The following is a 21,952-nucleotide window of genomic DNA, read 5'->3' as shown; positions in this document are numbered from 1 at the left end:
GCAGGCAAACGAGGTTTGTGTGGCTGCGATTTCTAATCGCCAGGTGGTTTATAAAGAAATTAGAGATTCTGGAAAGGGAATAAACGATGCGACTTTCACAAATGTTATTTGTTACACTGCGGGATGATCCAGCTGAAGCTGAGATTCCCAGCCATAAATTATTACTCCGTGCAGGTTACATTCGTCGCATCGGTAGTGGGATCTATGCTTATTTGCCGCTAATGTGGCGGGTACTGCAAAAAGTTTCCCAGATTGTGCGGGAAGAAATGAACGCTACAGGCGCACAAGAATGTCTTTTACCACAATTACAACCTGCTGATTTATGGAAGGAATCGGGACGCTGGGACACTTACACCAAAGCTGAGGGGATCATGTTTTCCCTAATTGACCGCCGTGAGCAACAATTAGGATTAGGCCCAACTCATGAGGAAGTCATCACAGCGATCGCTCGTGATATGATTCGCTCTTATCGCCAGTTACCCCTACACCTCTACCAAATTCAAACCAAATTCCGTGATGAAATTCGTCCCCGCTTTGGTTTAATGCGCGGACGGGAATTTATCATGAAGGATGGCTACTCCTTCCATGCCGATGAAGCCAGCCTCAAAGAAACTTACCAAGATATGTATAAAGCCTACAGCAATATGCTGCGGCGTTCTGGTCTAGCTTTTCGGTCAGTGGAAGCTGATTCTGGTGCAATTGGTGGTTCTGGTTCCACAGAATTTATGATTTTGGCGGAAGCTGGCGAAGACGAAGTTCTTTACACTGAAGATGGTAAATACGCCGCTAACGTAGAAAAAGCTGTTTCTTTACCAATTGACGCCGAAACCTCACGGTTTACAACCTACGAGAAACGCGATACACCTGGAACAGAAACGATAGAAAAGGTCTGTCAACTCCTCAACTGTTCTCCGACTCAATTGGTGAAAAATGTCCTTTATCAGACAGTTTATGATAGTGGTATAACGGTATTGGTTCTGGTGAGCATCCGAGGCGATCAGGAAGTTAATGAAGTCAAATTGCAAAATGAATTGACCAAATTAGCTCCTGAGTATGATGCTAAAACTATTATTAGTTTGGATGTACCAAATGTAGAAGCCCAACAAACATGGACAACTAAATCTCTACCTTTAGGCTACATTGCACCAGACATCAAAGATGAGTATATTACTGCCAATAAACAGATTCATCCTAAGTTTTTGCGCTTAGTGGATCAAACAGCCGTTGATTTAAAAAACTTTGTTACAGGCGCGAATGAAGCTGGTTATCACGTAGTTGGTGCTAATTGGGGTGAGCAATTTAAGTTACCAGAACGAGTAGTAGATATTCGTAAAGCCAGACCAGGCGATCGCGCCATCCACAACCCAGAACAAACTCTCTTCAGCGCCCGTGGAATTGAAGCAGGTCACATCTTCCAATTAGGTACTAAATATTCCCAAGCGATGGGTGCAACTTATACCAATGAACAGGGTGAAGAAAAGCCGCTAGTTATGGGTTGTTTTGGTGTAGGGGTGTCGCGATTAGCGCAAGCTGCTGTAGAGCAATCTTACGATAAAGATGGGATTATTTGGCCAGTTGCGATCGCACCCTATCACGCGATCGTCACAATTCCTAACATTAAGGATGCTCAACAAATCGAAATTGCCGAAAAACTTTACACAGAACTCAATTCCAGGGGAATTGAAACTCTACTAGATGACCGCGATGAACGGGCAGGAGTGAAATTTAAAGATGCGGACTTGATTGGCATACCTTATAGAATTGTAACCGGGCGGGCGATCGCTAATGGCAAAGTTGAAGTTGTAGAAAGAGCCACCCATAAATCTCAAGAAATAGTAATTGATGAAGTTACAACAACACTTCATAAGTGGATTACGGAAGCAATAAAGGGTAAAAAATAAAGGGGAGTAGGGAGTAGGGAGTAGGGAGTAGAAAATTTCCCATTCCCCATCCTCCACTCCCCATCCTCCACTCCCCATCCTCCACTCCCCAAAATTTACATCATTTAGTAGGTGACGGATTAAAAGTAAAAATTCTAAAATTGGATTAGGGACTTGCAGAATTAAAAGCCATCAAGTCTCCTCTAGATTGTGGGAAACTCTCTACTTATAAGTATCGTCTTTAACCAGGCTGCTCCTCGCATAACTACCATATCAGCCCTCAGTTAGGAAGGTTTTGAACATGAAAGACCAACAAGGATCTAATCGTATTTCTTCAGGCGTAATTGCAGCCGTGTCAGCAGCGGTTGTAGCGGTGGGTGGCGGTGTAGCTTGGTTTACCACACAATCTGGCAATACTCCTACACCGTCAAACCCTTCTAGCCGCATTGAACAGCCAGTACAGCCATCAACTAGGCAGCCATCTAATGAGCAAACGCCTAATGTTTATTGGCTCAGACCAAAAGACAAAAGTGTTGCTTTGGTTCCCCAGCCTGTTAAAGTCGCTTCTATTCGACCCAACCAGCCTTTAGAAGCAGCTTTCCAGAGTTTGTTAGCAGGCCCAACAGAAGGGACAGATTCAACAACTATCCCTAAAGGAACCAAGCTATTGGGACTGAAGGCGGAAAATAACGAGGTTCACGTTAATTTATCTGAAGATTTTACCAGTGGTGGTGGTAGCACCTCAATGATGGGCCGCATCGGACAAGTTGTTTATACTGCGACAAGTTTAAATCCCAAAGCCAAGGTGTACATTGACGTGAACGGCAAACCATTGGATGTTTTAGGCGGCGAGGGTGTAGAGTTACAACAACCGCTAACTCGTGAACAGTTTCAGAAAGATTATCCACTTTAGTCATTAGTCATTAGTCATTAGTCATTAGCCCTCTTTTATCACTTTCGGAAGAGAATAATCTAAAAGGCTTACAACATAAGACTTTTACCAAAAATATTGATTTCAGTCATTCTGTTAAAAAATAAACGCTCAAATGCGCGTTCTATCTACAGTTCAAAATTTGGCTCTTATTTTTATTTTCCCAGAGTGACAGAAGAGGGTTAGTCATTGGTCATTGGTCATTAGTTTTTCACAAATGACAAAGGACAAATGACAAAGGACAAATGACAACTGACCTAACGCTTGCTATTTAACACACGAAAATTACGGGCTTGCTGCTCTAACCTTGTAGCGAGGCGATCGCAAACCCGATTACACAAATCAAAAATCATTTGATCTTCCACCCGGTAATAGGCGCAAGTTCCTTCACTGCGGCGGCTAAGGATACCTGCTTGCCACATTACCTTCAGGTGTTTAGACACATTTGCCTGAGAAGTCTGTGTTGCCTCTACCAACTCTTGCACGCATTTTTCTTCATCCCGTAATAAGTGTAGCAGCCGCAGGCGCATTGGCTCACTTAACAGACTGAAGTATTCAGCTACTTGTTGCACCACTTCTGGTGGTAAAGGCAACGTTTGTTTCATCAGGATTAACCCGCAAAGACTGAAAGTTTTAACAATTACTCACTTGATATATACATTAATACTTAATCAGGGTTAATTCGCATCAAAGGTTGACCATATTCTACAGCGTCGCCATTTTGGAGGAGAATTTCCATCACCTGTCCAGAGACTTCGGCTTCGATTTCATTCATTAGCTTCATGGCTTCAATGATACAGACTGTTTGACCCTTGCGGATGCGATCGCCCACTTCCACAAATGCTGCTTCCCCAGGCGCAGAAGCGCGATAAAACGTTCCGACCATTGGGGAAGGCACTTCTACTAATCTTTGGTCAATGGTTGAGGGAGGATTTACTGATAACTGCATTTGTGTGCTAGTTCCAGTATTCTCAAATACACGAGATGTCGACACCTCTGTTAGCTGACTTCCGCTCACCTGGTTGCCCCCAGATGAACCCGATGTCAAGCCTGAACCTACCACACCGCCTAAAGTCCCTTGACCTACTGACAACATCTGATTGCTAATGCTCACAGCCTTACGGACTGTTAGCTCAAAATCATCGCTTTTGAGCGTAACTTCTGCAATATCTGTTTGTGCGATAGTTACCAGAAGTTGGCGGATTTCATTAAAGTCCAATGGCACAGTTTTTATTACCTCGACCTATCCGTAAATGAGCATCTTAAGTGTGGCAGGGAATTAATCCCTATGTAGGGATTTCAATCGGGAGCAAGCATCTCCCTAGAGATGAAAGTTATTCCCTGCTGATATATTTATCTTCTTGGGTATCAACTTTGATACGTTCTCCTTGGGAAATAAATAAAGGAACCATCACAACTGCACCAGTTTCCAGAGTTGCTGGTTTTGAGCCACCTGTGGCGGTGTCACCTTTTAAACCTGGGTCTGTTTGTACAATTTCCAGAACCACAGACTTAGGTAACTCTACTCCTAGCACCTGTTCGCCCCACCGAATAACTTCAGCTTCCATACCTTCCTTGAGGTACTTGACGCGATCGCCAATTTGTTCGCGAGTCAATCTGCCTTCTTCGTAGGTTTCCATATCCATAAAGACAAACTCATCGCCTTCTTTATAGGTATGCTGCATCGTGCTTTTTTCTAGAGTGGCTTGCGGCACTGTTTCCCCTGCGCGGAACGTTTTTTCCATAACGCTCCCACTCTGGACATTTTTTAGTTTAGTTCGTACAAAGGCAGAACCTTTGCCTGGTTTGACGTGCAAGAATTCAAGCACTCGCCATACAGACCCATCCAATACAATTGAAACACCGGGTCGAAAGTCGTTACTGGAGATCATGAAACTTTCAAATTTTGGAAGACAATCGGCATTTATTGTACCCTTCTAGGGTCGTCATTGGGCATTTGTCATTTGTCATTAGTCATTTGTCATTTATCCTTCGCCCTTAACGTGGGAAGATTATTGATGGGTTACGTCCAGTCAACAATTCACTGCTGCATTTGAGTTATCCCATGCTTAACTTATTAAAATCCTGGCTGAAGAACAGCCTAATGGCAATACTGCTGATAACAATATTTTTAGGCATAACTACAGCTGGGTGGACTCCCTCCAGTAGCGCCGCACTGCCAGCTGGCAATGCAATTACCGACGGAAAGGCTTTGTTGCGGTATGCACTCCCGATAGATAACAAACCTGTGCGGCAACTACAAGGCAGTTTAGAGGACATCTCTGCCCAACTGCGGGCGAATCGACGTTGGGGTGCTATTTCCAAAGACATCAGCCAAGCATCCCGCATTCTCGATAAACCTTCCCAAATCTTAACAAGCGTTCCTGCAGAACGCCAACCTCAAGCCGAAGCTTGGATTACCGAGTTGAAAGCTGGGGTTGGTAAATTGGAAGAATTGGCGAACAACAAAGATAAAGAACAAATTCTGCAAGAGAGAAATAAACTGCTAAATCTCGTTACTGGGCTAGAAGAGGCAATGGTGAAACAATTCCCCTTTGAAGTTCCTGCCCAATACAGTAACCTGCCACAACTTAAAGGTCGTGCCACTGTAGAAATCAAAACCAACAAAGGCGATTTGGCCCTTGTCGTAGACGGTTACAGCGCCCCTGTAACTGCTGGGAATTTTGTAGATTTGGTACAGAGGGGTTTTTATAATGGCTTAGAATTTACCCGTTCTGAAGAATCTTACTTTCTGCAAACTGGAGATCCTGCTGGGAAAGATGTGGGTTTTATTGACCCAAAAACAGGCAAATATCGTGCTATTCCCTTAGAAGTCTTAGTTCAAGGCGATAAAGCACCTACTTATGGCATCACTTTAGAAGAAGCTGGTCGTTACGTTGATATGCCAGTTCTACCTTTCTCTGCCTTTGGTGCAGTAGTGATGGCTCGTCCCGAAAGTGAAGTTAATGGAGGTTCATCACAATTTTTCTTCTTTTTGTTTGAACCAGAACTTACCCCCGCCGGACGCAACCTATTGGATGGTCGCTATGCTGTTTTTGGCTATCTCACCGAAGGCAAAGAAGTTTTGGATAAACTGAAGGCTGGTGACAAAATTGAATCGGCAACCGTGGTTCAAGGAATAGAAAATCTGGTTGAGCCGCAAGCTGCATAACAAGAGGGCAGGGAAAGCAAGGGAAGCAGGGGAGCAGGGAGAGAATAATTACTAACTCTTAACTTCTAACTTCTTGACTCCTAACTCCCCTGATTTAGATTCCCGGCGGTGAATATCTGCTCAACTGCGATCGCTAATTCTGGAAAAGTCCGTGATACAATTTGCTGAGTGGCAGTAAAAACCGTTTCTTCGTAAAATCCATCTTCCAGTAATAACACCGAAACTTTTGCTTTCAGTGGGTCTACAATCCAATATTCAGGAACCTCTAAGGCCGCATATTCAGATCGCTTATGGCGATAGTCCCGTTTCACCGACTCTAGACTAACCACCTCGACAATTAGTAACGGTGGTGACTCAAATACTGCTGAAGCATTCAACAATTCTCTAGCTTGCTCCAGTGTCACTACACACAAATCAGTCAACCTAGATTTATTTCTACCCGTTCTCACCCCACTTTCCCGAAAACACAGCCAAGTAGAGTTACAACGTTTGATTTCTGCTTTCAAGGCAGTATCCAAAAAATCGACAATCAGAAAATGTTCAATAGTAGGTGGATTCATTAGCTCTAGCTTGCCATCCACCAGTTCATAATGGAAATCGCTACCATCATCATAGGTTAAGTACTCCTCAAATGTGATGCTGGTTACTGGTGTTGTTACCATTCCAACTGACTCCTAGACGATACCCTTATCTTAAACAGTAAAGTAAATCATCAGTTTTCTTCGTAATTTTGCAACACGGAAAACCGATTGTGAACAGTGATTTATCTTCTCAACAGGTAAAAGACATTGGTGAACAAGGTCTTTTAGAAAAATTACAGCGCTTCTGTCCTCCAGAAATTATCGGCGATGATGCCGCAGTACTTGAAACTGCACCAGGGCAATCTTTGGTAGTGACTACAGATGTACTGGTTGATGGCGTACATTTTAGTAATCTCACTACTTCCCCAGAAGATGCTGGTTGGCGAGCTGCGGCTGCCAATTTATCAGATTTAGCAGCAATGGGCGCTTCCCCATTGGGAATCACTGTCGGGTTGGGACTACCCGGTGAACTTAGGGTGAGTTGGGTAGAACGCTTGTACCAAGGAATGACGGAATGCCTGCAAAAATACAACAATACCCCAATTGTTGGGGGTGATGTGGTGCGATCGCCTGTTACTACTCTGGCAATTACCGCTTTTGGTCAAGTTAACCCTAGTCAAATTATCCGCCGTTCTACTGCTGTTGTAGGAGATGCGATCGTTGTTACAGGCGTTCATGGAGCCTCAAGAGCGGGCTTAGAACTGCTTTTGCATCCCGAATTAGGACAAAACCTCAACAAAGAAGAAAAGACGGCTCTAATCCGCGCCCACCAACGCCCACAGCCACGATTAGATGTCTTACCAATCCTCTGGAAAATCTTAACTTCTAATTCCCAATTCTCCATTGCTGGTATGGATAGCAGCGATGGTTTAGCAGATGCGATTATCCAAATTTGCCACGCCAGTGGCGTTGGCGCTGTCTTAGAACACAGACAAATTCCCATACCAAAAACTTTTAACCATTGGCTGACACCAGACCAAGCGCTAAAATATGCCCTATATGGTGGCGAAGACTTTGAATTAGTACTGTGCTTACCACAAGAGTTAGCATCAGCCTTAGTGCAACATCTTGGTGAAGTAGCTGCGATCGCAGGCAGGATTACAGCCGGATCGACAGTAATATTACACGACGAGCAAAAAAAATTCCCCGACCAAGTTCTGAATCTTAGCCAGGGATTTCAACATTTTGGTCAATAGTGCTTTGTCCTTTGTCCTTTGTCCTTTGTCCTTTTTCTAATGACCAATAACTAATGACTAATGACTAATGACAAATTAATTATTGCCACTTTTCAGCTACCAACTCTGCCAGATCCAAGACTCGTTGGCTGTAACCCCACTCGTTGTCATACCACGCCATAACTTTTACTAAGTCATTGCCCATAACCAAAGTCAAGCTAGCATCGACAATCGAAGAAGCATCACTACCTTGATAATCGGAAGATACTAGTTCTAGTTGGCTGTAGTCCAAAATGCCTTTAAGTGGGCCTTCGGCAGCATCTTTGAGAGCTTGGTTAACTTCTTCAGTAATAGTACGCTTCTCAACCTGAACTACGAAATCTACCATTGAGACGTTCGGGGTTGGTACGCGCAAGGCAACGCCATTTAGCTTGCCTTTAAGGTCTGGGATAACCAGCGCCACTGCTTTTGCTGCACCAGTAGAGGTGGGTACAATGTTTATCGCTGCGGCCCTTGCCCGTCGCAAATCCCGGTGAGAAGCGTCTAGCAAGCGCTGATCGCCTGTATAGCTGTGGGTGGTGGTCATCGTACCTTTGATGATGCCAAACTTATCGTTCAACACCTTGGCAATTGGTGCCAAGCAGTTGGTAGTACAGCTAGCGTTACTGATAATGTGGTGTTTGTTGTGGTCATAGTCATGATGATTCACACCAACCACAAAAGTGCCATCCTCGTTTTTACCAGGAGCGGTAATCAGAACTTTCTTGGCTCCAGCATTTACGTGCTTGAGCGCTCCTTCTTTGCTAGTAAATACCCCGGTTGCTTCGATAATTAGGTCAATTCCCCAATCTTTCCAGGGCAATTTTTCTGGGTTACGGTCGGATACGCACTTAATGGTCTTACCGTTAACGATGATAGAGTTATCATCGGCACTAATCTCAGCACCCTTGATCTTCCCTAGCATCGAGTCATACTTCAGCAGGTGAGCATTGGTTCTAGGGTCTGAAGTGTCATTAATAGCGACAAGATCGATCCGGCTATTCTCTCTACCCACCCAGCAACGCGCAAAGTTACGTCCAATCCGCCCGAAACCGTTGATTGCAACTCTAATCACAGTGTCTTGCCCTCTGTATTTATGCTTATATGTTGATATCGTTGACCCCAATCATATCGCAAAGGGGGGGGTCACTATTAACCATAAAGTGTTAGATCAATAAAAAAACACATAATTTATTCAGATTTGTTCGAGTAGAAATTGTTGTTAATGATATATGATCTGACCGTTTCCGGGACTAAATAACGAATTGACTGGCGATCGCGGCAAAATTTGCGAATTAGACTTGACGAAACTCCCACTAAAGGTATATTCAAGAGTTGCCAGTGAATGATCAAAGACTGCTCCTTAAGTTGTTGCTCCACTTGCTTGCAGATTAATTTGCTTTGAGTTATAGTCTCACCACCTAGCTGTCGGGGTGCGATTAACCAATCACACATTTGTGCTAATTCGTGTCCCCGGTACCAACCGGGTAAGGTTTGGAAAGTATCCAAGCCCACAATCCAGTACCAGTGAGTATTTGGGTAACAAGCAGATAAATCGATCAGGGTGCTAATGGCATAAGAAGTCCCAGAGCGTTTTCCCTCCACTAGTGAGACAGTAAACGATGGGTTATCTTTTGTAGCTAATTGCAGCATTTCTACACGATGCCCAAACAAAGCTGCTTCTTTGTGAGGAGGATTTAAAGATGGCACCCAAATTACCTTTTCAAGGGATACTTGATGCAAAGCTGTCTCGGCTACGAGCAGGTGTCCCCAATGAATTGGATCGAATGTGCCACCAAAAATTGCTAGTTCCTGCATCTAGTTATGCGTGGGTTTTATGCAATTGAAAAATAGTTTCATTACCAATGTACTATTGTACTCAATTCTCAAAGTAGACTTGATGCAATTTAAAATCAGTTTCGCTAACAATGTACTATCGTAGTCAATTACAGTAAGGTAGCCAAAAATATGTATTTGTCATTACAAGAATTTCTGTCCCGACGCGACCAAAATTTTGCGAATAATCTTAAGAACAGTTCAGAAATAGCAAAAACCTCCAACCAAGGTAAAATCATTCTCAACCAGGAAAACCAGAGCATAAACATCATTTGGGCAGCAAACATGAACATGATACAGGAGTAGTTACGGTAAAAATCAAATTCCTGTTATGATACGCGTGTCATTTGTGATTATGGTGTGGTGTGGTGTAAGAGGAGTAATAAATGACTAATTCTGTAGATTTTAGTGGTAGACCATTTCATTTTATTGGCATCGGTGGCATAGGTATGTCTGCTCTGGCATACGTTCTTGCAAAGCGTCAATTTCCAGTATCAGGTTCGGATCTTCGTCCTAATCACATTACGCACAAGTTGGAATCTATCGGTGCTCATATTTTTGGTAAACAAGAGGCAAGCAATCTCGAATTCTTTTACCCTCAGGTATTAGCTAATACAGTAGTATTAAATTCACAAGAACAATTACTTACTGCTACTAAGTCAAAACTGCCTCAAGTCATTTGTTCAACAGCAATTAATACTAATAATTTAGAATACAAAGCAGCGCTGGAATTAGGTTGTCCAGTTTTACATCGTTCAGATGTACTAGCAGCTTTAATTGCCGATTACTACAGTATTGCAGTGGCAGGAACACACGGCAAAACTACAACCAGTAGTATGATTGGCTATATGCTTCTGGAAGCAGGTCTAGACCCAACGATTTTAGTCGGTGGCGAAGTCAATGCTTGGGAAGGTAATGCTCGATTGGGACAAAGCCAATATTTGGTAGCTGAAGCAGATGAATCAGATGGTTCTCTGGTAAAACACGCTCCCGAAATTGGTATCATCACCAATATTGAACTCGATCACCCTGACCACTACGATACATTAGAAGAAGTCATTGACACCTTCCAGACATTTGCTAAGGGTTGTAAAACGTTAATAGGTAGCATTGATTGTGCGACAGTACGCGATCGCTTGCAACCCACAATTACCTACAGCTTACACTCAGATACCGACGCCGATTACACCGTCACCAATATTGATTATCGTGCTGATGGTACTACGGCTTTGGTTTGGGAAAGAGGCAAAGCTTTGGGCGTGTTGACGTTGCGCCTGCTCAGTCGGCACAATCTCAGCAATGCCCTAGCCGCAGTAGCTGTTGGTCGTGCTTTGAGTTTAGAATTTGGAGCAATTGCCAAAGGTATCGCCACTTTTGAAGGAGCAAGACGACGCTTTGAGTTCCGAGGTGAAGTCAATGGCATTACCTTTATTGATGACTATGCTCATCATCCTAGCGAGCTTCGCGTTACTCTCGCCGCAGCACGTTTACAGGCAAGACCAGGGCAAAGAGTGGTTGCCATCTTCCAACCCCATCGCTATAGCCGTACACTGACCTTTTTAGAAGAATTTGCTGAGTCCTTTACCCATGCTGATTTGGTTGTGCTGACTGATATTTACAGTGCAGGTGAACCTAATTTAGGGCAAATTAGTGGTGAACGTCTAACGGCAGAAATTGCTAAACAGCATTCGCAGGTAGTTTATCAACCAACTTTACCCGCAGTGTGTGAGTACTTGCTAGAAACACTACGCCCAGGAGACTTGGCGCTGTTTTTAGGGGCTGGAAATTTGAACCAGGTGATTCCTGAAATAATTACGACACTTTGTGAGCCGGCTAAAGCCACATCCTAAGTGGAGACTTTGCGAAGTTTTATTTCCAAGCAAAGCGCCCCTCTAGCAACGGTTTCATCGGTGAATTCGATTACCGTATCTTTGCGGTAAATTAATGTAAAAATTTTACCAAAACAAGTAAAGATGACCATTTCCCAGGCAGCTGGAAACGTCTGCACAGTTCCTGCTTTGAATACAAAGAAACAGCAAACAGCTAATTCAGTGGAGAGCGAAGTAATTTACTTACCCAGTACTGATTGTGCGATCAAGTCCCAGGCTTCTTTGTCAGCATTTACTTCCTATAGAGTTGGGGGAGCCGCTGATTTATACGTTGCCCCCCGAAACTTAGAAGCACTGCAAGCAAGTCTTAAATACGCAAAAGAACGTAATTTAAAGGTGACAACACTGGGAGCAGGTTCTAACTTGCTGGTGAGTGATGGTGGTATATCAGGCTTAGTCATTGCTACTCGTCATCTCCGCTTCAGCAACTTTGACCCCCAAACCGGTCAATTAACCGTTGCTGCTGGAGAATCAATTCCTAGCTTGGCATTGGCGGCAGCAGAATTAGGGTGGCAAGGATTGGAGTGGGCTGTTGGTATCCCTGGAACAGCCGGAGGTGCAGTGGTAATGAACGCGGGGGCACATAATAGCTGTATTGCAGATATGTTAGTTAGTGCTCAGGTACTTTCACCTGATGGTACGTTGGAAACTCTTACCCCGGAACAGTTAGGTTATAGCTACCGAACTTCATTATTACAAGGTGGCGATCGCATAGTCACCCAAGCCACCTTACAACTCGCGCCAGGTGCAGACCCAGCAAAAGTTGTGGCAATCACCAAAGAACATAAAAAGCATCGCTTAAACACTCAACCATACAACTTTCCCAGTTGTGGTAGTGTGTTTCGCAATCCGAAACCTTACAGTGCTGGCTGGTTAATTGAACAAACGGGTCTGAAAGGCTACCAAATTGGTGGCGCACAAGTTGCACTACTCCATGCTAATTTTATCGTTAACCGTGGTGGGGCAAAAGCTAGTGATATTTTCTGTCTCATTCGCCACATCCAACATCAAGTACAAGAACGTTGGTCTATTAATTTAGAGCCAGAAGTCAAAATGCTCGGAGAGTTTCAAGGTGCTTGTGGATAGGGAGTGGGAGTGGGAATGGGGAATGGGGAGTGGGGAGTGGGGAGTGGGGAGGCAGGGGGAGCAGGGGGAGATGAGGAGTGGGAGAAACCAATGCCCACTTGCCCTGAGTTACTCGTGCCGAGCATCTCAAAAAAGCGGAAATGGAACCGGAGCTGAGGTAAACCGAAGGGATGCCCAATTCCTTATTCCCGATTCCCCATTCCCTATTCCCTACTCCCCATTCTATAATGCATTAATTATTGGTAAAAAAAGAGGCAAATTACTTACCGCATCTATAATTGAATTTGATTTGTTATTCAACGCACACGCGTAAAACCAATTATGACAGGTAAAGGACAAGGATTCGGCTTTGGCTTGGGAAAAATGAAAGAATTAGCTGAAGCTTTTAAGAAAGCACAGCAAGTTCAAGAAGGCGCAAAGCGACTCCAAGAAGAATTGGAGCAAATGGAGATTCAAGGAGAATCTGGCGGTGGTCTTGTGAGGGTGATTGTCAGTGGGAACCAAGAACCCAAGCGGGTAGAAATTTCTCCAGATGCTTTAGCAGAAGGTGCAGAAGTACTTTCTGATCTTGTAACAGTAGCAATGAAAGAAGCCTACAACAAGTCCACAGCAACAATGCGAGAACGTATGGAAGAATTAACCAGTGGGTTGGAGTTACCTGGATTTTAGTCATTGGTCATTAGTGAGCTAGCGCGGTCTTCTCCCAAAGGGAGAGGCTAGCGCCTTTCGCCTTTCCTTCCCTACGGGACGCTACGCGAACGGAACGCTCCGCGAACGCAAAGCGTCTCGTAGAGAAGCGTCACCCGTAAGGGTCATTGGTCATTAGTCACCAGACAAAGGACAAATGACTATTGACTATTGACAAAGTATATCTATGCCTTACAAGTTGCTGTTTGTCTGCTTAGGTAACATCTGCCGATCGCCATCGGCAGAAAATATCATGAATCATCTAATTGAGCAGGCTGGCTTGAACGATGACTCCGCCGACCCCAAAGGCGTACGCATCCTCTGTGACTCTGCTGGTACATCTAGCTATCACGTTGGTAGCCCACCTGACAGACGTATGAGTGCTGCGGCTGCTACTAAGTTGGGAATTAAACTGCGTGGTCGAGCACGCCAGTTTCAAAAGTCTGACTTTCAAGACTTTGATCTGATTTTGGCTATGGATCGAGAAAATTATGAGAACATCCTCACTCTTGATCAAACTAAGCAATATCAGCATAAAGTGCGTTTGATATGCGAGTTTTGCTCTCGACACACTCTAAAGGAAGTTCCAGATCCCTATTACGGTGGTCAAGAAGGATTTAATCAGGTGATTGATTTACTGATCGATGCTTGTGAAGGTCTGCTCACAAAAGTTAAAAGTGAAGAGTTATGACTCCTGGTTCGCCCATTTCTTCGGAGTTACAAGAAAGCCTACTCAGGAGTAAACGATTGACCACCAAGTTGAGTATAAATAGTAGTCAGGAACCCAAGTAAAACAAGAATACGCTACTTTTTCTTAATCAAATCAGCAAAATATATCTTTGTGGAATTGCAACTGATAGCTGCATTTTGAATATAGTCCAATGTTTTAAAGCTTAGTCATTTGCTCAAATCTGAATTTTTACTTAGTTCCAGTTGCTTGGATTACGGTTAAGCTGAATCTACCTTGAAAACCGTAGTTTGTTGAAATCAGGGAAAAGCTCATAACTCAAGCCATGAGACAATAATATACTCTACTTAAAAACTCCATATTTAAAAATGTATAGAGTTTATTACAAATAATATAAAATTTCCATAAAAAATTAGAAAAAAATAATCATAGAAAACACTGATGCGTTTTGATTCATTATAAGCCAAAATATTATTTGCATCTTTTTTATAAATAATTTTATTCCAGGCATCTATACATAATGTTCATTAACTCTCTCATTTCTGATAATTTACAACAGACAATCATTCATCATCCGCTTGTTGTTAGCTCTGAGATTATGCTTCCAGATGTGATTGCACTAATCAATGATGCATCAGGTAATCATGATAGCTTGGCAATCAAAGATAGCAATTATTTGACCAACTCAGGTAAAGATATAGCTAGCAACACATCTCAAGCCACCAGTTGTGTTTTAGTTATAGAAAACTCACAGTTGGTGGGGATAATTACGCAACGAGATTTAATTAAGCTGACAGCACAAGGTAAAAATATAGAGGATATCAGTGTTGCCCAAGTGATGACCAGAGAGTTAATAATATTAAGGTTAAAAGATTTTAAAGATGTTTTTACTGCCTTGAATTTGCTGAGGCAAAATCGGATTTGCCATCTGCCTATTGTTGGGGATCAAGGAGAATTAATTGGATTAGTTACTCCTACCAGTCTGCTGGCAGTTTCTATTCTACAAGCCGAACTTTACAATCATACACGAGTTAAACTTGTAGAACGCCAGAAAATAGAAACAGAACTGCGATTGGAGCGTAATTTTGTTTCTGCTGTTTTAAATCTAGCAGATGCTTTAGTTATTGTATTAGATTTTCAGGGAAAAATTATTCGCTTTAACTATACTTGCGAACAAGCTACGGGTTACACATTTGATGAAGTTAAAGGAAGATTTGTTTGGGATGTGCTGCTGTTACCTGAAACAACAAAATGTATCAAAGATATATTTCAAAATTTAGCTGATAGAGAATTTCCTCAACGTTACGAAACTTCTTTAGTTACTAAGGATAGCGATCGCCGCTTAATTTCTTGGTCAAATAAAGTCTTACTTAATCGGGATAATCAAATTGATTATATTGTCTGTACAGGCATTGACATTACTGAAAGCCGAAAAGCACAAGAGGAACTCCAGCAGACTCGCAACTTTTTACAGTCGATGATTAATAACCTGCCTGTAGCCGTCTTTGTTAAAGATGCTAAACCAGAAAGTTTTGGGACATTCAAGCTTTGGAATCATACCTGCGAAAATATTTTTGGCATTACAGCAGAGCAGGCTATTGGCAAAACAGATTACGAATTATTCCCAAAAGAACAAGCAGACTATTTCTGCCAAAAAGACCTAGAAAGTTTTGCTAGCGGTTTACCTCAAGATATTTCTGAAGAACCTATTGACAGCCCTAGTTTTGGTAGAAGAATTTTACACACAACTAAAATTCCTTTATATGACAAAAACCAACAACCCGAATACCTGTTGTGTATTTCCGAGGATATTACAGAATACAAACGAGCAGAAAAAAATCTGCAACAAGCAAAAGAGCAATTACAAACGGTTTTAGATGCAGTACCTGGGTTTGTTTCTTGGGTAAATTCTGATGAACATTATTTAGGGATTAATCACCATTTAGCTGAAAGTTTTAACTTGACTACAGATGCTTTTGTTGATCAAGAATTGGGCTTTATGGAAAATAGTCCGCAATTTACAGATCCCACGAGTTCTGAATGTAATCGACCACAGGGCGAATGCAAATCATAAGACAGCAAAACCCTTTTATATCAAAGAGTAATAGGTCAACACAAGGAGAAAGCAGGCTGATTCAATTCGGAAAATAAATCTGTAGCTATTGTTCAGCATATAGTTATAGCAAAGTGCTGAGTGCTGTTAGCGGAAGCGGGGCGTTTAGCCCGTGCTGAGTAGAAACTCAGTATTATCAAAGGTTTCAGCAACCAACATAGTCCTAACCTATACTTCGACTGCTATAAATTATATGGTGGTGAATTGACGATTGCTAACATTCCTGAAAAAGGAACTAGTGTAAGTGTTAGTTTGCCTTGCTAGTGGATGCTTACAAATATAATTATAGTAAAAGAGAAATTTACAAAATAGTAATTCAGAGGGTAAGGGAAATCTATCTTAATCTTTTAGGGGATGAGTTATATTCTGTAGTTTTAAGTACGCTTTTTCAACACCAGGTTTGCACAACATGACCCTTCAACTGTTGCCCTAACCAAGGTGTATTTTGTGAAAGTGTATAAAGACTTTTACGTTCGACTTTCCAGGTTTGCTGGGGATCAAATAAAGTAAGTTCTGCTGGTTGATGAGGTACAATCGCACTTACTTTTTGCCCCAAACACTCGGCTGGATTGCTACTCAATGCCCGCCATAATTCTAAAGCTGTAAATTCCTCAGTTTCAACGAGATATTGCCACAGCACAGGTAATGCTAACTCTAAACCAATTGCCCCAGCGGGTGCTTCGGCAAAGGCTTGGACTTTTTCTTCGTAGCTGTAGGGTGTGTGATCGATAGCGATCGCATCGATTACACCCGCACGTACCCCTGCACGTAACGCCGCCATATCACTGGGATTACCTAAAGGCGGGTCTAAATGCAAGCTGGTGTGATAACTCTTAACTGCTTTGGTATCAAGTAAAAGATGCATCCAGGTGGTGCTGGCGGTGATGGGTAAACCAGCTGCTTTGGCTGAGGCGATTAATTCCACACTGCGAGCTGTGGAGACACGCATGATATGGACTGGTGTGCCGATGGTTGCAACCAATTCAAGCATTGCTGCGATCGCAGTAGTTTCAGCGCTGGCGGGTATTGGGGGTAAACCAAAACACAGAGCATCTGTCCCTTCTCTCATTACCCCATTCGCTGTTAACTGGCGATCGTTAGGCCAAAATGCTACTGGTTTACCCAATGGCTGGAGATACTCTAACACTCTCCGCACCAGCGCCAAATTTTCTAAAGGTTTACCATCAGTAAAACCAACAATTCCAGCAGACGCTAAATCTGCCAATTCCGTCATCTGCTTCCCAGCAATATCTACGGTGATAGCACCCCAGAGATGAAGCAGGGGAGCAGGGGAGCAGGGGAGCCAGTGCGTTGCGGAGGTTCCCTCCGTTGTAGCAACTGGCGTGAGCAGGGGAGATAAACTCTTTTCTGCCTCTCGGCTTCTGTGCACCTCTGCCCTCTTCTGCTGCAACTGTGTCACAAGCGCAGGGTTATCAATAACTGGCGATGTATCGGGTAAAATGCTAACTCTAGTAAAGCCGCCAGCAGCAGCAGCTTGTAAGAAAGACAAGAGGGTTTCTCGTTCTTCAAAGCCAGGTTCACCAGAGTGGCTGTACAAATCCACTAATCCAGGGCCGAGAACTAATCCTTGACAATCTCTGATTTGAGTATCGGAACTGATGTCAGAAATGTCCGAAGCCACTTCTCGGATATAACCATCAGCAATCAGCACATCAAAGAGTTCGTCGATTTTAGAAACAGGGTCAATCACTCGTACTTTTTGCAGCAGTTCAGTCATAAAAGTTTTTAGTTATGAGTTAAGAATAAAGTTAGGAGTTAGGAGTTAAGAGTTAAGAGTTAAGAGTTAGAAGTTATGAGTTATTTATTCCTTGCTCATCACTTCTAACTTTATTCATTACTCATAATTTTTCACTCCTAACTTTATTCCGAACTCCTAACTCCTCACTCCTAACTTTTTTACAATGCCCCCGCTGCTGTTTTATCTAGTACGCCTCCACCAAAGTGATAGGTGATGTTCATTGCTTGCAGTACTGGTAAACCATCGATTCCAGCAGGGTAGTCGATAACACTGACTGCACCATTACCCTGGCGAAAACTCCAGAAGTTTTCCAGCGATAAACCGAGAATGTGACAAAGCAAGGTTTTGTTAGTAGCGTCATGAGCTACTACTAATACAGTTTTGAATTGATTATTTGATGCTGTTTGCAGAATTGATTGCCAAGCTGCAACGCTGCGCTCCCACACCTGTTGCAAATTTTCCCCTTCAGGCATTTGCACTTGCGTTGGTATCAGCCGCCATCGCTGCAATTCTCCCGGAAACTCTTGCTCTATCTCTGTTTCTAATTTTCCTTCCCAGAGACCATGACTGATTTCTCTTAAACCATCTTGCAATTCTAACTTTACATTCGGATGTTGTTTTAAGATAATCTCTGCTGTTTCTTTAGGGCGCAGCATTGTGCTACTGCAAGCATTATCAATTGCTACTTCTTGGAGAAATTCGCTTGCTTTTTGTGACTGTTGTCTACCGTTATCGTTGAGGGGGACATCAATTTGCCCTTGAAACCTAGTTTGGCGATTCCAGTCGGTTTCACCGTGACGCACTAGTAACAATCGTACTCCTTGATGATCCGGTCGCAATGAAGGTAGAGTTTCTCCGGTGTGTTGCGTCTGATTTAAGGATTCTAGCTGGACTGGTTCGCCCAATCCTCCAGCAAAATTTAATACAGTGATGCCACAGTTAGATTGCTGTATTGAGTGGTAACGACTGGGAGGGATTCCCAACGCTGTGCTAATCAAGGCGCGATTAATTCCGTTATGTCCCACTATGAGAATAGTTTCGCCTTGATGTTGAGACAAAATTTCTTGCCAAAACTGCCGTGCTTGTTCGTATAAAGCAAGAACGGGAAAATGTTCTCTTGTTCCTTCTGCATCATTAAGCAGCATCCGCAGTTCGTCGGGGTGTTGATGCCAAGTGCGGTAATCTTCAGCAAGTTTTTGCTTGACTTGGGCAGTCAACAGCCCTTCCCATAAAGGCAGGTCGATTTCTAGCAGCAAATCAGAAACTTGGAGTACAGCAGATTGTTTAGCCTGAGTAGCTAACTCATTCTGGATAATATCTGCTGTGTGTTTCGCTCGTTGTAAGGGACTACTGTAAATCGTATTAAATAAGATATTGCTGAGGGCTTTGCCTACTTTACTGGCATCGTTACGACCTTTTTCGGTTAATGTTGACGCATCAGTGCGTCCTTGAATACGCCGCTCGGTATTATAACCGCTTTGACCGTGGCGCACAATGATGACACGAGTCATCTCAAAGCCCTCCTCTGATCTTGACGATTAATTTTACTGCAAAATGATTGCATAATTATCGACTCAAGAAGGTGGATTGAGGCAGGTACGAAACTTTATTCTCTTAGAAGAGGCAAAATGAGCAGCAAAAAGCGCTGTTATGTTAACGATTGGCTGCGATCGCTACGTCGAAGGCAATGGCAAATGAGAGCCATTCGTAAAACGCTCAAAATCGCCCATCAAGAGCATTTAAGAGATATCTGAGAAAATTCATTCACGGGTATTAGGTTGAACACAGATAATTATGCAGTTTTCTGCACTCACGCGATCGCCTAAGTGCATTTCCCAGGAATGAAAACTGCACACAAATAAGCAGAAAAGTTGGATGTGTAACATTAATTTCTAAATTAATATATAACTCATCGCCAACATTCAGAAGGCAGAAGTACCCTGGTTAGAGGGCAGCTATGTTCGCACGTTTAAAAACGTGATACTTAGGCTGTGGAGGCTTTGTATTTCGCGGTATTGCTCGTACCAATATCTTTTTTAAACTGGGCAATAACCCAGAACCAAATTTTTTATTAATACTTCTTTCTAAAAGCCTTGTCTACGACACGCTGCGCGATCTGCCCTCAGCCCTGGAGCCTTTCTTTGTAATATTACTGGTTGCGTACCAATGAGAGACTATTTATTTATAAAGTAAAAATAAAATTACTGTAGGGTGTGTTAGAGGATGTTTTAAAAGTGGTTGGCTGTGATTTTAATAGAATGATTACCCCCCTTAATCCCCCTTTACAAGCGGGGAAACCGGAAAATAATCTAGTTCCCTCCCCTTTATAAGGGGAGGGTTAGGGTGGGGTAAAAATATTTGATACATTAATCATGACTTTTAAAACATCCTCTTAGGCGCATATTTTAATATGATTTGTCACGAAAAATTTTGGTCAAACGCCTAACGCACCGTATTATGTGGCGGTGCATTAGGCTAAACCCATAACACACCTTACTTAAGATTTACTTTGTAATATTACTGATTCCGTACTACTGAAGTTCAATGAAGTGATGGAAGAATTATACAAATAGCTTTGATTTTTTAGCGGATCTCTATTTTCCGTATGGTGGGGGTCTATTGGGGAAAAATGTATGAGCCAATACTTATTATTTTCACCCTCGCATAAACAATCTCCTACAGATGAAACTTTACATTCATTAATCGCTGGTTCTAGTTCTGTTTTAGCTAAATTTCCACCAATAATTTTTTCAGCCTCGGCTACTGTAATTTCCTCCAAAATAATTGATTCAACATGGTCTAAAGCGAGGATTTTTATTTTAGTACAATAATGCATTTTAATCACCTAATTGGCTATTTGTCGTCGAGGCAAAATTACCTCTGTTTACTTTTTATGTTTCGTATTTTAGTATTAATTTCGTGCCTTTTGTATCAATTAATTACAAAACTTTAATTCTTTTTCGGTAGAAATAGCAAAAAAAGTCATACTTAATAATGTTGTTAAAAAATCATCAAATGGCTGAAAACTTACGCAGTTCATCTTGGCTATTAAGGCTAATAATTTCTGTAGTTATTAGTGGTGCATACGTCAATGTTTGGGATTGCACTTTTGCTCAAATTACGCCTGATAGGACTTTACCCAATAATTCCACATTCGAGAAGAATACCGGAATTATTGAAGGAGGAACTCAAGCTGGAAGTAATCTTTACCACAGTTTTGAGCAGTTTTCTGTACCCACTGACACTCAGGCTTACTTCAATAACGCTCTCGATATTCAAAATATCATCAGCCGCGTCACGGGTGGTTCTGCTTCTGTTATTGACGGTCTGATTAAAGCCAATGGCTCTGCTAACTTGTTTTTTATCAATCCCAATGGAATTATTTTTGGATCTAAGGCTGAATTGAACATCAAAGGTTCTTTGATTGCAACTACAGCAAATAGTCTCAAATTTGCAGATGGCGCTCTGTTTAGCGCGTTTCCTTCTCAAAGCACACCTCTGCTAACGGTAAGTGTCCCCATTGGTTTGCAATTTCAGGGAACAGCAGGAAGTATTCGTGTAGAAGGATCTGATCTCAGAGTGGAACCTAGTAAAACTCTAGCACTTGTGGGCGGTGATGTGACGTTACAAGGAGGTAAACTAGAAGCTTTAAAACAAGCGAATTCGACAGTTCCAAGAGTACGGATTGAGTTAGGTAGTGTTGCTGGTGTTGGAGAAGTGAGCTTGAACCAGAAAGATAACAATTGGGTATTGGGGTACGCCTCTGTAAATAATTTTGGCGATATTCGATTACAAGACAAAGCATTTGTCGATGTTCGTGATATTGGCGGTGATGTTCAGATTCAGAGCAGGAATTTGGTTGTCACAGGAGGCTCATTGATTTCTGCTGCAAAGATAGAGGTTAATGCTGCTGATTCTGTGGAACTAAGTGATGCTCGTAATTCTCGTAGCGGCTTGTTTACTAGAACTGAAGGTGCTGAAGGTACTGGAAATGCAGGAAACTTGACAATTAACACCAAACGCTTGAGTGTGCAGGATGGAACACAAGTATCAACTACTTCTACGCGGATTTCTCACAAAATCTGAAAAAATGGGATCAAAAACTGCGACAATGTA

General features: G+C 42.5%; 20 protein-coding genes. 11 read left to right on the top strand and 9 right to left on the bottom strand.

Annotation, left to right across the window (positions count from 1 at the left end; genetic code table 11):
• Positions 1 to 86 precede the first annotated feature (86 nt).
• Positions 87 to 1,901: a proline--tRNA ligase gene (locus RMY63_RS14870; protein WP_322729438.1), complete on the top strand. Its 1,815-nt coding sequence runs from the start codon at positions 87 to 89 to the stop codon at positions 1,899 to 1,901.
• Positions 1,902 to 2,181: 280 nt separating this feature from the next.
• Positions 2,182 to 2,793 carry a GerMN domain-containing protein gene (locus tag RMY63_RS14865; RefSeq protein ID WP_322729437.1) on the top strand — a complete coding sequence of 204 codons (612 nt, stop codon included), beginning with the start codon at positions 2,182 to 2,184 and terminating at the stop codon, positions 2,791 to 2,793.
• A gap of 275 nt (positions 2,794 to 3,068) precedes the next feature.
• Here the strand turns inward: RMY63_RS14865 and RMY63_RS14860 are convergent, their stop codons facing one another.
• From RMY63_RS14860 to efp, 3 genes are all read right to left on the bottom strand, one after another.
• Positions 3,069 to 3,416 (bottom strand): ArsR/SmtB family transcription factor, encoded by a 348-nt coding sequence (locus tag RMY63_RS14860; protein ID WP_104909018.1) that lies wholly within the window; start codon positions 3,414 to 3,416, stop codon positions 3,069 to 3,071.
• Positions 3,417 to 3,478: 62 nt separating this feature from the next.
• A complete protein-coding gene (accB, locus tag RMY63_RS14855; protein ID WP_322729436.1) occupies positions 3,479 to 4,036 on the bottom strand; it encodes an acetyl-CoA carboxylase biotin carboxyl carrier protein in 558 nt (185 codons plus the stop codon).
• Between the two features lie 109 nt (positions 4,037 to 4,145).
• Positions 4,146 to 4,703 (bottom strand): elongation factor P, encoded by a 558-nt coding sequence (efp, locus tag RMY63_RS14850; RefSeq protein WP_094349903.1) that lies wholly within the window; start codon positions 4,701 to 4,703, stop codon positions 4,146 to 4,148.
• 173 nt (positions 4,704 to 4,876) lie between these two features.
• On the opposite strand from efp, the gene RMY63_RS14845 reads away from it, so the two are divergent.
• Positions 4,877 to 5,983: a peptidylprolyl isomerase gene (locus RMY63_RS14845; RefSeq protein WP_322729435.1), complete on the top strand. Its 1,107-nt coding sequence runs from the start codon at positions 4,877 to 4,879 to the stop codon at positions 5,981 to 5,983.
• An 80-nt stretch (positions 5,984 to 6,063) separates the two neighbouring features.
• On the opposite strand, the gene RMY63_RS14840 is transcribed toward RMY63_RS14845, so the two are convergent.
• Positions 6,064 to 6,645 (bottom strand): Uma2 family endonuclease, encoded by a 582-nt coding sequence (locus tag RMY63_RS14840; protein WP_322729434.1) that lies wholly within the window; start codon positions 6,643 to 6,645, stop codon positions 6,064 to 6,066.
• An 89-nt stretch (positions 6,646 to 6,734) separates the two neighbouring features.
• Here RMY63_RS14840 and thiL point away from each other — a divergent pair, with 89 nt between their 5' ends.
• Entirely contained in the window at positions 6,735 to 7,760 is a 1,026-nt protein-coding gene (thiL, locus tag RMY63_RS14835; RefSeq protein ID WP_322729433.1) for a thiamine-phosphate kinase, read from the top strand.
• Positions 7,761 to 7,839: 79 nt separating this feature from the next.
• On the opposite strand, the gene RMY63_RS14830 is transcribed toward thiL, so the two are convergent.
• Both RMY63_RS14830 and nadD read right to left on the bottom strand, forming a co-directional pair.
• A complete protein-coding gene (locus tag RMY63_RS14830; protein ID WP_322729432.1) occupies positions 7,840 to 8,853 on the bottom strand; it encodes a type I glyceraldehyde-3-phosphate dehydrogenase in 1,014 nt (337 codons plus the stop codon).
• Between the two features lie 116 nt (positions 8,854 to 8,969).
• On the bottom strand, positions 8,970 to 9,596 hold the full coding sequence (gene nadD / locus RMY63_RS14825) for a nicotinate (nicotinamide) nucleotide adenylyltransferase (protein ID WP_322729431.1): 627 nt from the start codon (positions 9,594 to 9,596) through the stop codon (positions 8,970 to 8,972).
• Positions 9,597 to 10,000: 404 nt separating this feature from the next.
• Here nadD and murC point away from each other — a divergent pair, with 404 nt between their 5' ends.
• From murC to RMY63_RS14800, 5 genes are all read left to right on the top strand, one after another.
• A complete protein-coding gene (gene murC / locus RMY63_RS14820; protein WP_322729430.1) occupies positions 10,001 to 11,464 on the top strand; it encodes a UDP-N-acetylmuramate--L-alanine ligase in 1,464 nt (487 codons plus the stop codon).
• A 123-nt stretch (positions 11,465 to 11,587) separates the two neighbouring features.
• Positions 11,588 to 12,589: a UDP-N-acetylmuramate dehydrogenase gene (gene murB / locus RMY63_RS14815; protein WP_322729429.1), complete on the top strand. Its 1,002-nt coding sequence runs from the start codon at positions 11,588 to 11,590 to the stop codon at positions 12,587 to 12,589.
• Positions 12,590 to 12,910: 321 nt separating this feature from the next.
• Positions 12,911 to 13,258: a YbaB/EbfC family nucleoid-associated protein gene (locus tag RMY63_RS14810; RefSeq protein WP_322673862.1), complete on the top strand. Its 348-nt coding sequence runs from the start codon at positions 12,911 to 12,913 to the stop codon at positions 13,256 to 13,258.
• Between the two features lie 205 nt (positions 13,259 to 13,463).
• Positions 13,464 to 13,967 carry a low molecular weight protein-tyrosine-phosphatase gene (locus RMY63_RS14805; RefSeq protein WP_322729428.1) on the top strand — a complete coding sequence of 168 codons (504 nt, stop codon included), beginning with the start codon at positions 13,464 to 13,466 and terminating at the stop codon, positions 13,965 to 13,967.
• Between the two features lie 517 nt (positions 13,968 to 14,484).
• Entirely contained in the window at positions 14,485 to 16,038 is a 1,554-nt protein-coding gene (locus RMY63_RS14800; RefSeq protein WP_322729427.1) for a PAS domain S-box protein, read from the top strand.
• A gap of 427 nt (positions 16,039 to 16,465) precedes the next feature.
• Here RMY63_RS14800 and RMY63_RS14795 read toward each other — a convergent pair whose 3' ends face one another.
• The gene (locus RMY63_RS14795) at positions 16,466 to 17,815 is read right to left on the bottom strand and encodes a dihydroorotase (RefSeq protein ID WP_322729426.1); all 1,350 of its coding nucleotides are present in this window, start codon (positions 17,813 to 17,815) and stop codon (positions 16,466 to 16,468) included.
• Positions 17,816 to 17,994: 179 nt separating this feature from the next.
• Positions 17,995 to 19,347 carry a histidine phosphatase family protein gene (locus RMY63_RS14790; RefSeq protein WP_322729425.1) on the bottom strand — a complete coding sequence of 451 codons (1,353 nt, stop codon included), beginning with the start codon at positions 19,345 to 19,347 and terminating at the stop codon, positions 17,995 to 17,997.
• A gap of 117 nt (positions 19,348 to 19,464) precedes the next feature.
• Here RMY63_RS14790 and RMY63_RS14785 point away from each other — a divergent pair, with 117 nt between their 5' ends.
• Positions 19,465 to 19,590, top strand: a complete 126-nt coding sequence (locus RMY63_RS14785) for a hypothetical protein (protein ID WP_322729424.1) — start codon at positions 19,465 to 19,467, stop codon at positions 19,588 to 19,590.
• Positions 19,591 to 20,333: 743 nt separating this feature from the next.
• Here the strand turns inward: RMY63_RS14785 and RMY63_RS14780 are convergent.
• A complete protein-coding gene (locus RMY63_RS14780; RefSeq protein ID WP_322729423.1) occupies positions 20,334 to 20,672 on the bottom strand; it encodes a hypothetical protein in 339 nt (112 codons plus the stop codon).
• A gap of 179 nt (positions 20,673 to 20,851) precedes the next feature.
• Here RMY63_RS14780 and RMY63_RS14775 point away from each other — a divergent pair, with 179 nt between their 5' ends.
• Complete coding sequence (locus RMY63_RS14775) at positions 20,852 to 21,922, top strand: filamentous hemagglutinin N-terminal domain-containing protein (RefSeq protein WP_322729422.1); 1,071 nt, start codon at positions 20,852 to 20,854, stop codon at positions 21,920 to 21,922.
• Positions 21,923 to 21,952 lie beyond the last annotated feature (30 nt).

It is taken from the genome of Nostoc sp. ChiQUE01b, from assembly GCF_034531255.1.
Taxonomy (GTDB): Bacteria; Cyanobacteriota; Cyanobacteriia; order Cyanobacteriales; family Nostocaceae; genus Nostoc.
The sequence above is the reverse complement of the archived record's forward strand: the minus strand, read 5'-3'. Positions and strand labels throughout refer to the sequence as shown.